18 protein-coding genes and 1 pseudogene are annotated in these 16,543 nt (G+C 27.8%); 5 read left to right on the forward strand and 14 right to left on the reverse strand.

Annotated elements, in window-relative coordinates; genetic code table 11:
• Both I4U58_RS07360 and I4U58_RS07365 read right to left on the reverse strand, forming a co-directional pair.
• Positions 1-509, reverse strand: a 509-nt coding sequence (locus I4U58_RS07360) for a peptidoglycan binding domain-containing protein (RefSeq protein WP_195930618.1), incomplete at its 3' end; no start/stop codon positions are given.
• Between the two features lie 179 nt (positions 510-688).
• Positions 689-853 carry a hypothetical protein gene (locus tag I4U58_RS07365; RefSeq protein ID WP_195930619.1) on the reverse strand — a complete coding sequence of 55 codons (165 nt, stop codon included), beginning with the start codon at positions 851-853 and terminating at the stop codon, positions 689-691.
• A gap of 265 nt (positions 854-1,118) precedes the next feature.
• Here I4U58_RS07365 and I4U58_RS07370 point away from each other — a divergent pair, with 265 nt between their 5' ends.
• Positions 1,119-1,373 carry a TM1266 family iron-only hydrogenase system putative regulator gene (locus tag I4U58_RS07370; protein WP_195930621.1) on the forward strand — a complete coding sequence of 85 codons (255 nt, stop codon included), beginning with the start codon at positions 1,119-1,121 and terminating at the stop codon, positions 1,371-1,373.
• Positions 1,374-1,702: 329 nt separating this feature from the next.
• Entirely contained in the window at positions 1,703-2,266 is a 564-nt protein-coding gene (locus I4U58_RS07375) for a hypothetical protein (protein ID WP_195930626.1), read from the forward strand.
• Positions 2,267-2,428: 162 nt separating this feature from the next.
• On the opposite strand, the gene I4U58_RS07380 is transcribed toward I4U58_RS07375, so the two are convergent.
• The 11 genes from I4U58_RS07380 to I4U58_RS07430 all read right to left on the reverse strand — a co-directional run bounded on the left by I4U58_RS07380 (position 2,429) and on the right by I4U58_RS07430 (position 13,693).
• Complete coding sequence (locus tag I4U58_RS07380) at positions 2,429-2,626, reverse strand: hypothetical protein (protein ID WP_195930628.1); 198 nt, start codon at positions 2,624-2,626, stop codon at positions 2,429-2,431.
• A gap of 92 nt (positions 2,627-2,718) precedes the next feature.
• Positions 2,719-3,648, reverse strand: a complete 930-nt coding sequence (locus I4U58_RS07385; protein WP_195930630.1) for a hypothetical protein — start codon at positions 3,646-3,648, stop codon at positions 2,719-2,721.
• A gap of 255 nt (positions 3,649-3,903) precedes the next feature.
• On the reverse strand, positions 3,904-4,965 hold the full coding sequence (locus tag I4U58_RS07390) for an SH3 domain-containing protein (protein WP_195930632.1): 1,062 nt from the start codon (positions 4,963-4,965) through the stop codon (positions 3,904-3,906).
• A 406-nt stretch (positions 4,966-5,371) separates the two neighbouring features.
• On the reverse strand, positions 5,372-6,418 hold the full coding sequence (locus I4U58_RS07395; protein WP_195930634.1) for an XdhC family protein: 1,047 nt from the start codon (positions 6,416-6,418) through the stop codon (positions 5,372-5,374).
• Positions 6,419-6,430: 12 nt separating this feature from the next.
• Complete coding sequence (yqeB, locus tag I4U58_RS07400; RefSeq protein ID WP_195930636.1) at positions 6,431-7,243, reverse strand: selenium-dependent molybdenum cofactor biosynthesis protein YqeB; 813 nt, start codon at positions 7,241-7,243, stop codon at positions 6,431-6,433.
• A 42-nt stretch (positions 7,244-7,285) separates the two neighbouring features.
• Positions 7,286-8,026 (reverse strand): selenium cofactor biosynthesis protein YqeC, encoded by a 741-nt coding sequence (gene yqeC, locus I4U58_RS07405; RefSeq protein ID WP_195930638.1) that lies wholly within the window; start codon positions 8,024-8,026, stop codon positions 7,286-7,288.
• A gap of 13 nt (positions 8,027-8,039) precedes the next feature.
• Positions 8,040-8,618, reverse strand: a complete 579-nt coding sequence (locus tag I4U58_RS07410) for a nucleotidyltransferase family protein (protein ID WP_195930640.1) — start codon at positions 8,616-8,618, stop codon at positions 8,040-8,042.
• Positions 8,608-10,899 carry a molybdopterin cofactor-binding domain-containing protein gene (locus tag I4U58_RS07415; protein ID WP_195930641.1) on the reverse strand — a complete coding sequence of 764 codons (2,292 nt, stop codon included), beginning with the start codon at positions 10,897-10,899 and terminating at the stop codon, positions 8,608-8,610. The genes I4U58_RS07410 and I4U58_RS07415 overlap by 11 nt, the downstream gene beginning before the upstream one ends.
• The gene (locus I4U58_RS07420) at positions 10,883-11,362 is read right to left on the reverse strand and encodes a 2Fe-2S iron-sulfur cluster-binding protein (RefSeq protein ID WP_195930643.1); all 480 of its coding nucleotides are present in this window, start codon (positions 11,360-11,362) and stop codon (positions 10,883-10,885) included. Before I4U58_RS07420 ends, I4U58_RS07415 begins: the two co-directional genes overlap by 17 nt.
• A 2-nt stretch (positions 11,363-11,364) precedes the next feature.
• Positions 11,365-12,153 (reverse strand): FAD binding domain-containing protein, encoded by a 789-nt coding sequence (locus I4U58_RS07425; RefSeq protein WP_195930645.1) that lies wholly within the window; start codon positions 12,151-12,153, stop codon positions 11,365-11,367.
• A gap of 217 nt (positions 12,154-12,370) precedes the next feature.
• Positions 12,371-13,693, reverse strand: a complete 1,323-nt coding sequence (locus tag I4U58_RS07430) for a nucleobase:cation symporter-2 family protein (protein WP_195930647.1) — start codon at positions 13,691-13,693, stop codon at positions 12,371-12,373.
• 323 nt (positions 13,694-14,016) lie between these two features.
• Here I4U58_RS07430 and I4U58_RS07435 point away from each other — a divergent pair, with 323 nt between their 5' ends.
• Positions 14,017-15,480 carry a hypothetical protein gene (locus I4U58_RS07435; protein WP_195930649.1) on the forward strand — a complete coding sequence of 488 codons (1,464 nt, stop codon included), beginning with the start codon at positions 14,017-14,019 and terminating at the stop codon, positions 15,478-15,480.
• 111 nt (positions 15,481-15,591) lie between these two features.
• The gene (locus tag I4U58_RS07440) at positions 15,592-16,026 is read left to right on the forward strand and encodes a DUF2383 domain-containing protein (protein WP_195930651.1); all 435 of its coding nucleotides are present in this window, start codon (positions 15,592-15,594) and stop codon (positions 16,024-16,026) included.
• A 128-nt stretch (positions 16,027-16,154) separates the two neighbouring features.
• Here I4U58_RS07440 and I4U58_RS07445 read toward each other — a convergent pair whose 3' ends face one another.
• Complete coding sequence (locus I4U58_RS07445) at positions 16,155-16,439, reverse strand: hypothetical protein (protein ID WP_195930652.1); 285 nt, start codon at positions 16,437-16,439, stop codon at positions 16,155-16,157.
• A gap of 20 nt (positions 16,440-16,459) precedes the next feature.
• Here I4U58_RS07445 and I4U58_RS07450 point away from each other — a divergent pair.
• A pseudogene (locus I4U58_RS07450) lies at positions 16,460-16,543 on the forward strand (Rnf-Nqr domain containing protein); the annotation flags it as partial.

Genomic DNA, 16,543 nt, shown 5'->3' on the forward strand with positions numbered 1-16,543 from the left:
CCTGATACTGAAATTGTAGCATCTACATATTTTTTATTTATTTGTTTAGATACTTGTCCTATTTCTTTATCTAATTTATCCTCATCATAAGATACTTTTATGCCTAAATCATGTCCCCCAAATTTTGTACGCATATAAGTCATTACATTTGATAAGTATGATTTTTCTCTTGTTAAATTATAGGCTTCATCTACTACTTGTTTTGTATTATACGATAAATCCACATCTTTTGCATTTATAGTATATTCTTCATTATTATAAGATAACTTAAGATTTTTTATAGGATATTTAGCATTTACAATATCTAGTGCTTCTTGTTTTGTCAGGTTAGATACCTCAATATCCTCTATATAAATATTTTTAGCTATTCTTCCATTATATAAATGTTTTGATGTCAAATGATTTATACCAAATACAAAGGCAATAATTATCACAGAAATAATTGCAATAATCATATTTCTTTTCTTTTTTGAAATACCCTTTCTCTTTACAGTAGTGTCTTCACTCATTCTTTCACCCCATTCCTATGTACTCTTTAGATTATATTTTAATTAGGAAATTAAAACAATAAAATCTTACAAATGTAACTATATTGTTACTAAAATATTAGCTTAAATGCCAAAATTTTATAAAAAAACAAAATAAAACCTATTTTTATAACAATAGGTTTTTATTTTTTCCATATTTCTTAATTCTTCTTTTCTTTTTTTATTCCTTTAAATTTCCCTGAACTTCCTATAAATATAAAACCAAATTTATTGTAAATTTCATTTAATTGCATTAATGTAACTTCACCTTTTTGTAAATTTAAAAAAGTTATATCTTCTAATTTTCTTTCGTATCTCACAGTCATTTTAATCACTCCTAAAATTAAAATTTTATTACATCATATTAATTTATATTAAAAAATATTCCTATCTCTTTATCCAAACATATGTTCTGTAAGTTAATTATATACCAAACATAAGTTCTATTTCAATATTTTTTTGGTTTTTAATGTAAAATTAGTCATTATAAAATTTATCCTCTTTATAGACTTTTTATAATTTAAAGACTACAATTTATATATACCTGCCAGAAAAGTTTGTCTAATCTGAAAGGAGTTAGGAGGAGTTAATATGAAAAGAGTTGCAGTTATAAGCGCAATACTAGAAGATCCAGATACCTGCCAACAACAATTTAATCAAATCGTATCTAAATATAAAAATATAATTAGAGGTAGAATGGGTATACCTTGTGAAGTTGAAAACATATCTGTTATAAGTATTGTAGTTGTAGGGGAATTAGATTCAATTAATAGTCTAACTGGTAAACTTGGTAAAATACCTTCTGTTCTTGTTAAAACAAGCATTTCAAAAAAAGAAGTTGAATAATTCAAACTAAAAAAATCTTCATTTGAAGATTTTTTTATAACACATATTTTATAACACATAGGAAATTATATTCCTTTTAAATTATAGATAATTATAATTTTCGTCCATGTGTTTCAAAGAAATCTATCTTATAAAATGTCTTTAGAATAAAGATTTCTTTATAATTTATAAAAGAGATATCTATGCCTCTTTTATTTATTTCTGATGTTTTTATTTTCATTAATTATCATAATTTTACATGTATTTCAAATATTTAACATTTTTATTGTGCTTTTCACTTAAAATATAGTATGATATAAAAAAGGGATATAGTATAGGGGGGCAACAAGATGAGAAATTCTAATGCAAATAATACAATACTCTTTAGTGAGAAGAAAAAAGAGTTTGAAAACAGTAAAGATAATCATAATTTCCACGATCATAAAGCACTAAAAGATAAAAATGCTGAAATTATTTTATTATCATCTTATAAGCGATTAAAATTCAAAAAAAACCATTTTAAAAAAGAAGGCCATGTAGATACTAATAAAAATAAACTAAAAAATAAAATCTTTTTAGTAGTTATTATAGCTTTATTTTTATTAATATTTATCACTACATTTCTAAAACAAAATTCACAAAGTGAAGTTCCTTCTAATACATTTGTAGCACAAAGTTCTGAAATAAATAAGTCCGATAGTTCAGCTTACAAAGCAACTGTAAAAAAAGTCGTAGGTAAATACACTAATACAAGCTATAATGTATATGTTTCTGAACTACATCAAAATGGAAACTTAGTATATGCTCAAGGATATTTTAGCGTGCCTAATGAAGGTAATGTAAATTATGACTTAATTTGGCAAGATAATTCGCCTACATCTTTAATAATTAACGGAAATGAATACATAAAATAAATACTCTTTATTAAAAATATTCTCAATAAAGAAAAATTTCAAAATATATGTATAGCAATTGTAATCAATCATAAAAGAAATATTAGTTTTTATAAGCAAAAAAGAGAAATGAAGAATTTTCATTTCTCTTTTTTATTGTTACTAAATTAAGTTAATAGTTATTTATCTCTTTACATTGTCTTTTACTGCTTTTCCTACATTTTTTCCTGTTTGTATAGTTTCTTTAGCAACTGAACCTACTCCACCTATTACATCTTTTCCTATAGTCCCTACTCCATTTATCAATTCTTTGCCTATAGAACCTACTCCATTTATTAGTTCTTTACCTACATCTGATACAGGTTTTGTAATTTTATTCATAATATACACTCAACTCCTGTGATTAAAAAATCTAAAGTATTTTTTATATATTATGATTTGAGGTTTGATTTAGTTACTAAATATGTGACAAATTATAACATTTTAATGGCTTCGTCTAAATCAATTATATTTTTTTCATATAGTCCATACCCCATAAAAGCAGCTTTGGCCACTTTTATATCTATAAATTTAGACATTTCTTCATATTCTTTAGAAGATTTTATTTCTATTAATGTATTTTTTAATACTTGATTTTCATCGCTTTGATTTCCAAAGATATATACTATTTCTATTTTATCTGAAAAACCAATTTTTAATTCTTTATATGGATATAAAAGACCCAACATAGTTTTTGCTTTGTATATTTCTATTAAATCTTGTTTTAATAGGTTTAAATTATCGTCGTTTTCAAAGAAATTAGCCATATTATATATATCATTTATAATTTCTTTAGATGATTTTAAATTTTTATCTCCATAATACATTTTAAATAAAGCTAAATCTAAGTTATCGGTATTTTCATTTTCTACCGGCCATTTAATCCCTATCATATCGAATAAATAATTATTTAGACAACCTCTATACTCTATATCCCCTATAAAATAATCACTTTCTTTTCCGATTAATCCATAATTATTTTCTTTAGCTACAATATGTTTATATTCTCTCTCGCCTCCATCAGGCATTTCTATCTTCATCCATAAATCCATTTGTTGTTTTATTTTTGGTATATATTCTATTAATTTATTTGCCTTAGATAAATTATTAATTCCTGATATACATTCTACTACTACACTTTGACTATTTTCTGCTTTTATGTAATTTTTATCAAAATAACCGTTATATATATTTTCTCCTACTTCTTTTACTTTTAAAAGACTGCCTCCTCTATAATAGATATTTATACAATCTTTTCTAATTTCCATTGCTAAAGTAGTATCTGATTTTACATATTTTAAGATATTTCTTAAAATACCACTTTGTAAATCATAAATAAAATTATTTGATATTATCCTTTGCATAAAATCACCCCTTCGTATATTGCATTAGAAAAAGTATCACAATAGTTTATTAAGTATAAGTTAACCATTGTATAAAATAATTATTACAAAGACAAAATACATGCATGGCATATACTATACATATATTTTATCACAATTTATTAATTTTATATCACTACAGTTAAAAATCTTTACTTTAATCTCTACTAAAAATAGTCGTATATATAAAAAAAGTGCACCTTAAAGTGCACTTTTTTATATATATTAATGGTTAGATTATCCTAATATTTGTATTGTTATATTTCTAGATCCCCAACTGTAACATTGAGATAAAGTTGGCATGTATATATCTATTATATTTCCTTTTATTCCGCCACCGCAGTCTTCTGCTACGAATACTTTGTTTAATTCTTTTATATATACTTTTGATCTATATGGTATTACACTTGGATCAACTGCTATAACACCGTATCTTACTGGTGTTCCTAATGCTGTCATAGTACCACCTGTATAAGCTACTGCTCTAACATTTAATGTTCTCTTAACAGTGTATCCATTTACAGTACTTGAACTTCCTGATGAAGTTGAGCCTGATGTTGTTCCAGTTGATACATATGATTTACTAACCCATCCGTATCCACCGTTGTAGCTTATTTTATACCATCCATTGCTTTCTGCATATATAGAAACTTTTTTACCTTGATATACTGATCCTATTTTGCTATATGATGTTGAAGCCCCACTTCTAACGTTTAATGAACTAGTTGTTACTGTTCCTGTTTTTATAACAGTTTGTGTAGTTCCTGTTGAAGTTGATCCTGATGTAGTTCCTCCTGTTGAAGAAGAAGTAGTTGATACATATTTTCCACTAACCCATCCATGGTCTCCATTATAGCTTATTTTATGCCATCCATCTTGAGTATCTTTTATTTGAACTGTTTTACCTTTACTTACTGTTCCTAAAACTTTATGTGATGTAGAAGCTCCACTTCTAACATATAGTGAACTAGCTGTTATTGTTCCTGTTTTAGTTGTTTGCGTAGTTCCTGTTGAAGTTGATGACCCAGCTGAAGTAGATGAGATGTATTTTCCACTAACCCATCCATCATTTCCATTGTAGCTTATTTTATGCCATCCATTTTGTGTATCTTTTATTTCAACTGTATTACCTTTACTTACTGTTCCTAAAATATTATGTGATGTTGAAGCACCGCTTCTAACATATAGTGAATTAGCTGTTACAGTTCCGCAACTTGCTGCACTTACTGGAGTTGTTACTCCTAATGTAGTCATTACTGCTCCTATAATCGCTGTAGTTTTAACAAATTTCTTTAACATAAATTATTTTCCCCCTAAATTGTTTTTTATTAAGAAAATCTTTATTATAAATACTTTTTATTATAAATAATTTTTGATTTTGATTTCCTTAAAACTTGTTCCTTAAAACTTGTTTAAGTAATTTCTATTTTCTTAAATTACTTCAGCTTTTGTCCTGCTGATATATATATCATATTACATTTTCGTAACTTTTAAAACCCTTTTTTTGAAAAAAGTTACATCGTTGTTACTTTTTTGAATTAAGGCTTTTCTAATTATTTTCCTCTAAAACCCAGTAATTTCAACGTAATGACTATTTTTAGATTTTGTAATTTTTTTGTAATCTTTTTTGTAAATTTTTTTTTATTTTTTTCATTGTTTTTACTTTTTAGGGGGAAATTACTGCAAAAACCCGGAAGTTTTTTACTTAAATTCCTTCTATTAAAACTGTCATCATTCCACCACAGACCATACCCTCTTCTTCTGCAGCTTCACCAGTCATATCTATAGTTTCTATTTTTAAATTTTTACTGCCAGCCATATAAGCTGCATCTGTTATAATTTTCGCTTCAGCACATCCTCCACCTATTGTTCCAATTATTTTTCCGCTATCATATACAATCATCTTGCTTCCTGATTTTCTAGGTGTAGATCCTTTTGTAGATATAACAGTTACAAGACTTATTTTGTCATTTTTATTTTGGGCTAAAATTTCTAATACATCTTTATTTAACTCACAAGAGTTATTTACTTTAATTTTTTCATTTTTTGCAGCTAATTTACCTATTCTTTTTACACTTATTAATTCTGCAAGTATTGATATTGCTATTTCTTCTGGGGTTACAGCTCCTATATTAAGCCCAATTGGTGAATATATATTTTCTATTTTTTCTTTTAGATATCCCTCTTCTATTAGCTCTTCTTTCATGATTTTGACCCTTCTCTTTGAGCCAATCATTCCTATATAATTTAATTCATCTAGAGATAGTATTTTTTCTAAACAGAATTTGTCGTGCTTATGACCTCGTGTTACTATTACGACATAATCCTCTTTATGTATGTCCAATATTTTAAATGCATTTTCAAATGTATTGCATATCACATTGATATCATCACCAAATTTTTCTTTATTTGCAAAATACGGTCTATCGTCTACTACAGTTACATTAAACCCTACTTTTGATGCAAAATGACATAAATGGTATCCAACATGACCTGCACCAAATACAATAAGCCTATGCTCTCTTTTAAATACTTCTGCTAATACACTCTCATTTTCATTAATTTTTATATTGGCAATTAAATTCTTTTTAATAGCTTTATCTACATATTCTAAATTTTCTTTATCTAATTCATCTAATTTATATAGTTTTTTTTCTATCTCTTTTGTTTCTAAATTATATTTTGTTATAAGTGCTACTTCTTCACCTTTATCTAAATCTTCTAGTAGTGTTTGATATATTTGTCCGCTCATTTTATCACCTTTTTACAGTACTTTTATATTTTTTGTAAAGCACATATTTAATAATGCTTCTAAAGTTCCTCCTGCTATACATCTTGCTTTATCCGATATTTTATAACAATTTTGTAGTTCTTCTTTTCTTGGATCGATATCTGCAATTTTAAGACCTTTTTTAACATATGTATTGTCGTATATTATCCCTCTTAAAATTCCACTTAAAGATGCATATACATTTTCGCCACCAACTGTCGCTATAATTTGATTTTTTTCTACATAATCCGAAATTTTACTTATATTATTTATATTTCCTTCTCCTGGCGAATGTATTACTCGTTCTTTTGAATATCCTTTTATATCACCTGGAACTCCTGTATTTTTTGCTGCAAATCCGTCATATATAATTCTTCCTAAATTGTGTCCTCTCTTTGTTTCAATAACTGCATGCACATCTTTTCCCGCCTCAAATCCAGGACCTAAAGCAATAGTAATAGGAGCCATATCTATATTTGTCCCTATATTTTTTTTAGCTATTATGGCGTCTATCAATGCTACTGGCTTTATCTGACTTAACATTTCACATTTTTCATCTATTATTAAAGGGATATCTCCGTCTTCTAAAATCTGATATATTTCCTCTATATTTGATGCTAATCTACATTTTACTCCTTCAACTACCATCTCATTTTCAAATACGGCATTACAAAACGACACAGTTCTTCTTATTGCTGTCGGATGTTTACACTCAAGTACTACCACTTTTATATTGCATCTATGTAATTTATGAATAACTCCTGTCGCTAAATCTCCGCCACCACGGACTACTACTATATTATCCATAATCATTTCCTTTCTTATATTACTATTTATATTTTTATGAATTTATATTTTATAACTTGTAAAAATAACATCTATTTTAAATTCAAGACATAATTGTGCTATTTTTTTACATTTATCTAGATATTCCAATTTATCAACTTTATTTATAATTACTTTATACTTACAATTTACATTCTTTTTAAGTCCATTTTTATTTTTTATTATTTCTACTAAATCAAATATATTTATATTTTCTTTTATATTTTTGTGAAGTAATTTTGACACTAATTCAGGCCTGTGACAGATTTCTTCAATTTTTTTATCTAAACTGTCAAATCCAATAAGTCCAATTACTAAATCTGTTTCTTGTATTATTACAGGTTCATTGTCTTTCGGCGCTTTTAGAGGTAGTCGTTTTGAGCCATCACCTTCTATTAATAAAAAATCCGAAATATCTATACATCTTTTTAATGTATCTTCATCTAAGCTCTTTACTTTATAGTCGCTTTCTTTTTTACCTATTTTAATTAAATTGTTTTTTTGCAAAATTTTTTTAAGGTTTTCTATATTAAAATCTTCATCAATTAATAAAAAATCTTTATCTAATTTCATATGTGTAGTTGTTGTTATGATTGTTTTTTTATTTAAATTTGATAATTCATTTCCAAGCTCAAATATTGTGCTTGTTTTTCCACCTGCTCCAACTACAGTTATAACTTTATCTTTATTTAAATCTATATCTAGTGCATTTATTAAACTTTTTTCTTTTACTATATTGTTGTTTTTATAAGAATAAACTTGCATAAAAATCACCTTTTTATTTATTTTCTAATTGACTTTTATAGTCTATATCAATAAGTTCTCTTTTTTCTAAAACATCAAATATAAATAAATCATCTATATTTTTTAAAATTATTTTTTTTCCGCCCTTATCTCCATCTAACTTTAATAATTTATCTTTATATTTATCTGTAAAAATAGTTGGATTTAATAAAATACCGTCATTACTTACACAACCTAAATTCTTTTTACTTCTTATAAATTCATTTATAAATTTATTTATTGTTTCTTTTTTAATATATGGTTGATCACATACAATAAACATGTACGCATTATTAAATGAATTTGAAATTCCCAGTTTTATAGACTGAGAAATTCCAAATTCACTATTGTTGTTTTTTATTACTTTTATATCTTTATTTTTTAAATTATTTATTATTTCATCGTATTTTGTGACAAAAATTATTTCATCTATATTGTAATTGACTTTTTTTAAATCTATAAGTTTATCTAATGTATGTAAATACATTGGTTTTTTATTTATTTTATGTAGCAACTTATTTCCATTAAATCTTTTACTATTTCCAGATGCTAAAACGATTATGCTAAGCTTCAAGGTTATTTTTTAATATTCCCATCGCAATTTTCTCACTAGTCATAGGAAGCTCATTAATCCAAACTCCACTAGCGTTATATATTGCATGACATAATGCTGGAGATGGAGTATTTATAACTAATTCACCTATTGATTTTGCACCAAATGGACCACTTGGCTCATAACTTGATTCATATTCTACTCTTATTTTACCCATATCAAGTCTTGTAGGTATTTTATACTGCATAAATGAATCGTTTAATATTCTTCCTCGTTTGTCATATTGAACATCTTCGTATAGAGCCATACCTATACCTTGTACTAAACCACCTTCTGTTTGTACTGTTGCAAGAGCTGGATTTATTACTGTTCCACAGTCTACACATGCCGCATAATCTATTATTTCAACATGTCCTGTTTCTTTATCTAATTCTATCTCAACAGCACCTGCCATATATGGTGGTGGTGATACTGGAGTTTTCTCCTTAGCTGTTGCTGTTAATGTGTGGTTGCTATAACACATTACATTGTTTGCTATATCTTTTAAAGTTATGCTTTTTTCTTCTTTTACAGAGTATACTTTTTCTCCATCAAAATCTGCATCTTCTATATCTATTTCTAACATCTCAGCTCCTGCAGCTATTATTTTCTCTCTAAGCATTTGACAAGTCTTTATAGTTGCATTTCCTGTTAAATATGTTGTACTTGATGCATAAGAACCAGAATCATATGGAGATATGTCAGTATCGACACCATAAACTACTATATTGTCGACATGAGTATCTAGACAATCGGCTGCCATTTGAGCAAGTATTGTGTCACATCCTGTACCCATATCAGTTGCACCTATCATCATTGAATAGAATCCATCGTCGTTTACTTTTATAGTTACACTAGCAACATCGACATGACTTATTGCTGAACCTTGCATAGCTACAGCAAGACCAACAGATCTTACTTTTCCGTTTCCTAAATCTTTACATGGGTATTTTTCATCCCAATTTATCATTTCTTTTACTTTATCTAAACATTTTTCAAGTGTACATGAGTTGGCAGTTTCTCCATGATAAGCTGGCATATAGTCGCCTTCGTGTATAAGGTTCTTTTTCTTAAACTCAATAGGGTCCATATTCATTTTCAATGCTAATTTATTCATAGTCGTCTCTAATGCATAGACACCTTGTGTCGCACCGTATCCTCTATATGCTCCTGCTGGAATAGTATTTGAGTAAACACCGTCAAATGAGAATTTAAATGCATTTACATGACTTGTATATAGAGGTAATGATTTTTGACCAGTTAAACCTATAGTTGTAGGTGTATGGTCTCCAAAAGCACCTGCATTTGATAAAGTATAAAGTGAGGCTGCTTTTAAGTTTCCATTTTCATCGGCACCTAGTTTTACAGTTATTTGCATTTGATGTCTTGGGCTCGATGCTATTTGACTTTCTTTACGGCTATATACTATTTTAGCTGGTTTACCAGTTTTCCACGTAACTAATGCTGGGAATATCTCATTTACTACACTTTGTTTTGCCCCAAATCCCCCACCTATTCTAGGTTTTATTACTCTTATATTTGACTTTGATGTTTCAAGTGCAGTTGCTAATATTCTTCTAACATGAAACGGTACTTGTGTCGCTGCAACACAAACAAGCCTACCATATGGATCTTTATATGTATATGCTCTAAAAGTCTCCATCATCGTCTGTTGGTTTGCCTTTGTTAAATATGTCTCTTCTATTACATATTTACATTTTTCAAACTCAGCTTCTACATCGCCTTCTTCCATAACATCATGGCATATTAAGTTTCTTTTTACATCTGGTGAAATCGGAACTTTTACTTCCCAATCTTCTTCTGGATGTACTACAACTTCATTATCTAACGCTTTTCTAAAATCAAGTACTGGCTCTAAAACTTCATACTCTACTTTTATCATTTTTAAAGCTCTATCTACACATTTTTCATTTTCACCAGCTACTATTGCAACAGCATCCCCTACGTATCTAACTCTCTCATCTAATATTTTTCTATCATATGGACTAAGTTCTGGATAAGTTTGACCTGCAGTTGTAAACCTTGAATTTGGAGCATCTTCCCATGTTAATATACATTCAATCCCTGGAACTTTAAGCGCCACATCTTTTTTTACATTTTTAACTAATGCATGAGCATGAGGTGAACGAAGTACCTTTACTATAAGTGCATCTTTTGGTGCTATATCATCAGTATATACAGGTTTTCCTGTAACAAGTGACATTGCATCTTTTTTCATAACACGATTATTTACAAACTTCATGGTTTACTGTCTCCTTATTTCTATCTAAATATTTTTTTATAGCTCTTAATTGACCTTGATATCCTGTGCATCTACATAGATTTCCTGCTAAATACTCTTTTATTTCTCTTTCTGTTGGATTTTCTAACTCATCTTCCATAGCAAGAACATTCATTATAAATCCTGGAGAGCAATATCCACATTGTTCAGCTCCTTCTTTAGCTAAAAATGTCCCAAAATCTATAGCTCTATCTTGAACTCCTTCAAGAGTTACTACATGTTTATTATTTATTTGAGCTGCAAGTGTTGAACATGAAAGAACTGGCTTTTTATCTACCCAAACTGTACATAGACCACAGTTTGCAGTTTCACATCCTCTTTTAACAGAATAACAGCCCTTACTTCTAACATATTCAAGTAATAATATATCCGGTTCTATTTCATCTTTTATCATTTTTCCATTTAACCAAAACTTAATTTCCATATCTACATACCTCCAATTTCATTTATACATCTTCTAACTAACACTTTGCATAAATGACTTCTAAACTCTTTACTAGCTCTCATATTACTTCCAAACTCTAATTTAGACTCTACATAATCTGCAAATTTTTCTATTTCTTCTTTTGTAGGCTCATCACTTAGAATATTTTCTTCATCTAATATTAAAGCTGCCTTTTGTGGTCTAGCGCCAACCGCCACTTCAAATTTATCTTCTATTTTTGATACTGCACAAGTAAGTACAGGGAAGTCTGTAGATATATTCCTATGAGACATATAACTTATTTTTCTATTGTCTTTTTTTATTATAATTTTTTCTAATATATCACTATCATAAGGCATATTCACAAATTCTTTCATTGGAATTATTCCACCTTTATAAAGTTTTACATAGCTGTCTAAAGCTAATAAACATGTAAGAGGATCTGAGAATCCAAATCTTGAAAATATACTGCCACCTACAGTTGCACAATTTCTAAATTGGACTCCAACTATACTTTTTACACAATCTTTTATTGCATTATTAAAATAATTATTTAATCCCTCATGGACTTCTAAATCTCTAAGCCTTACCATTGCTCCTATTTCAAAACACTCATCATTTTCTTCTATTTTATCTAAATTTAAATTAGATAAATCTATAGCTGTTTGAATAGTTTTTTTACCCATCTTCATCCATAAAAGTCCGCCTAATACATTCGCCTTTTTACTTTTATTTAATTTATAAGCTTCTTCTAAGCTATCTACAACAACATATTTTTTAATTGTAAACATTAAATCCTCCTACTTTCTAAATGTATTTACATAAAAAAAGACAAACCCATAAGTCTGTCTATTTTGATAAAAAGAGATACGTTAAATTTCAAACGTTCTCTTTCCCCTTATATTTAAATACTACATTTTAACTTCATATCTAAATTTAACTTATTTTACCATAGCATTATACTTACTTCTATCTTATTTTATATATTTAGTAATTTTTATTTTGTATTTATGCTCCAACTTTTTGTGCGTCTTTTTGTTCATTATTTTTAGGCAAAATTAAATTTAAAACAGTAGCCACAACAAAAGTCATTATTATCCCATTTTCTGCAAATATATTAGATACCCAAGCTGGACATTGTGATAAAACTTCTGGAACATTTCCAATCCCAACACCTATTCCTATAGCCAAAGCTACTATAAGACTATTTCTTGCATCTAAATTTTCTCGAGATAAAGATTGTATCCCACTTACAAGTATCATAGAGAACATTATAACCGCTGCTCCACCTAATACTGATTGAGGCATAACTGAAAATAATGCACTTAATTTAGGACAAAATCCGCATAAAATTAAAAATAGCGCACCTGTCATTATTACGAATCTATTTACGATTTTAGTAACAGTTACAAGACCTACATTTTGGCTAAAAGATGTATTTGGTAATATTCCAAATACAGCGGCAACTAAACTACCTACTCCGTCTGCCATAACACCACCAGATAATTCTCTATCAGTAGCTTCTCTATCAAGTCCACCATTTGTTATTCCTGATATATCTCCAACAGTTTCTACTGTAGTAGCTATAAACATAATACCCATAGCTATTATAGCTTCCATATTAAATTCAAATGGAACTACCATTGGATGTGGTAAAGAAAACCAAGCACTTTCTCTTACTTGAGTAAAATCTACCATATTCAAGCATATAGCTAATATGTATCCAACTATTATACCTATTAATATAGATGAATCATTTAAAAATCCTTTAAATTGTTTTAGTATTAATATTACTATTATAACTGTTGTTCCTACTAAAAGATGGTTTAATGAACCGAAGTCTTTGGCTCCTGCTCCTCCACCAAAATACTTAATTCCAACTGGTAATAAAGATAATCCTATAGATATTATAACTAGACTTGTAACGATTGGTGGGAATAGCTTTTTAAGTGGTTTTATAAAAAAACCTAAAACTAATTCTATTATACCTCCAACTAATGTAGCACCTATTATAGAACCATAACCATACTGTGCTCCAATTGCTTGAGCTGTACCGATAAATCCTGAACTTGTACCCATTACTATAGGAAGTTTTGCCCCGATTGGTCCTATAGGGTATAACTGAACTAATGTAATTACTCCTGCTACAAACATAGAGTTTTGAATAAGCATTGATCTTAAGCTAGAATCTATATTTAATAAACCACACACTATTATAAGTGGCGAAATATTTCCTAAAAACATTGCAAGAACATGCTGTATACCTAGAGGTACTGCTCTTTTAAGCTCTACTCTTCCATCTAATTCGTAAATTGACCCTTTTTTTTTCATAATACGCTCCTTATTAAATATTTACTAAATACTTCGAAATAACTTCTACTAAAATATACCACATACACAAACGTATTTCTATATTTTTTTTATATTTTTCGTATTTTTTTACACTAAATTGCATTTTTACGCTATATTTTACAAATCCAATTCGTGTTTTTATTTAATTTTGCTCTTATTTTAATTATTTTTCAATTAAATTTCCACTTAATAGTTTGGATATTAATTAAATTTAAGGTATAAAAATATTGATAAAATCTTCAAAAAGTATTATGATGAATTTTATATACAGTAATATCTAAATAAAATGAAGGGGGTAGTTTATGAGTAAAAAAAGAACACTGCAAAATAACTTAAGTTATGCTCTTAGATATATGTTTGATAATTATGGTATGAATATTTTCCTAGATTCTCAAAAATTTTTAATTACTCTAGATAATTTAATACCTACATTACAAGAAGAGTTATCTTTAGTTAAGTTTGCAATTGAAAAAAATGCAATCTCTACAATATTAAACGCTCACAATCAAAGAGATGTAGATAGAAACTTTGCTTATTTACGTGCAAAGACTATTCTTACAAAAAATGGAGTCGCAGAAAAAGGTGCAATATACATACTAGATTGTTTTTTATACGCGCTTGACTGGGTAGATGACTTCCCTGATTATGAAGATTTATCAGATGAAGACTTTAAAATTTCTGAAGTTATTAGCGAAGAAGAAAAAAATAAAGCATTTGACAAAAAGCTTAGTTCACAAGCTCACAACAAAAATAAACCAATTATATCATTAAACAAACAAATGCTTACTGAAACTAATGAAAATAAAACTTCACAAGTCGAACCTACTCATTTTGAAGAAAAAAATTTATCTTCTACTGAAAAAGAGCCTGTAGAAAGTACTCTAGACCAAGATGATACTCAAAAATTAGATATCCATAGAAATAATCCAGAATCAGAATCTAATTCAAAATATTACTTAAATCATAATTTTGAAGATAAAGACCAATATGATGACTACGATGATGAATATGAATCTGGTCCTAATTTCAAAAAAATATCATTAATAATTGCATCTATACTTGTTTTAGGTTGTATAGGATTCTTTATGTTCAAAAATTTAACTACAGAAGCCCAAGCAGTTGTATCCGGTGTTTCTATAACTACAGAATACCAGATAGAAGACGGTGTTTACGTATTACCTATAAATAAAGAAACTGATTTAAATGTTATAATACAAAGCAGTAATTCAAAAGAGTTAGATTTATCTAAATTAAGCTTTAAAATAGATGACGAATCTATTTGTACACTTAAAAATGATGATAAAAAATGTACTATCACAGGTTTAAAAGAAGGTAAAACTAAATTAGTAGTAATTTATAATAATGAAATTGTAGATTCTATAGATTTATCTTTCAAAGAATTTGTAGATGATAAAAATACAGTTAACTCTAATACTGAAGAACAAGATTCTAAAACTGAAAGTAATACGAAAAAAGAAAACAGTACTACAATAAATAAAAATAACAATAGTACTACAGGTGGCAACAGCAATAATAATAATAGTAGTAATAATGGAAATGGTAATAACAACAGTAATAATAATACTAACAACAACAATAATAGTAACAATAATAACAACAACAATAGTAATAAACCAAATCCAACACCTACTCCTGAGCCTACGCCAACACCTGACCCAAATCCAACTCCTACTCCGGATCCTACACCGACTCCAGATCCGACTCCGACTCCAAATCCGGATACACAGTCAAGTAGTGAGTTGTAAAACAAAAATTCTCTAGATAATATCTAGAGAATTTTTTAATTTCTTATTATGTTATAAAAATAATTGTTATGTGAAATAATAACTCTATAATAAAAAGTAAAGGAGTTTATTATGCCTAACGAAGATACAATTAACTTACTAAAAGAATGTGACGCAGGTTGTAAGATGGGTATTGATTCTATCGAGCAAATCCTAGATAAAGTAGAAAATAAAAAGCTATACGATATTATAGTAAAATACTTAAATGATCACCAAAAACTTCAAAATAAAATAACTGATAAATTAAATGAATTTGGATGTGCAGAGGAACAACCTAGCACTATGGCTAAAGCTATGAGCCATATGAAAATAAATTTTAAACTTATAAAAGGTGAACACGATAAAGAAATCGCTGATTTAATGACAGAGGGATGTAATATGGGTATAAAATCTATAAATAAATATATGAATCAATATCCAGCTGCATTAGAATCTATAAAAGGACTATGCTATGATTTAGCAGAACTTGAAGAAAATTTTGCAAAAGATATAAGACATTATTTATAAATTTTCATTTAAACACCCTAAAAAGTAGATTTATTTTAAACATATTTAAGGAAATCATATTTATCCACAATATTACAATAAAAAATGCCAAATATTATATGTTATATGGCATTTTTTATTGTCAAAAATTATAGCTCTGAAATTTCCATAAGCCTTATATATATTTTCTTTATTCTCAAGTTTATATATTCAATATATCCCCTTTTCATAATCCAGTCATTTACATCCATCTCATCAAATAAATCTTCATATTTCTCTCTTAAATACTCTATATTATCACTATGCATATTTAACATATATTCATATAAAAACTCATATGCATTTTTGTATGTAAATACATCAGTTTCTGAATTATTGACAGTAACTATCAATAACTGTCTTTTTTCATCTATATCAAACTCTGTTTTGTCCATCTCAAAACTCCCCATTTGACTTATTAATTTATCTACCTCTTATAACTACAAACTGTGCAGTTTTAGGTATAGCACTTGTTAATGTTCAAAAAAACTACAATATA

It is taken from the genome of Clostridium sp. 1001270J_160509_D11 (genome assembly GCF_015667935.1).
GTDB lineage: Bacteria > Bacillota > Clostridia > Peptostreptococcales > Peptostreptococcaceae > Intestinibacter.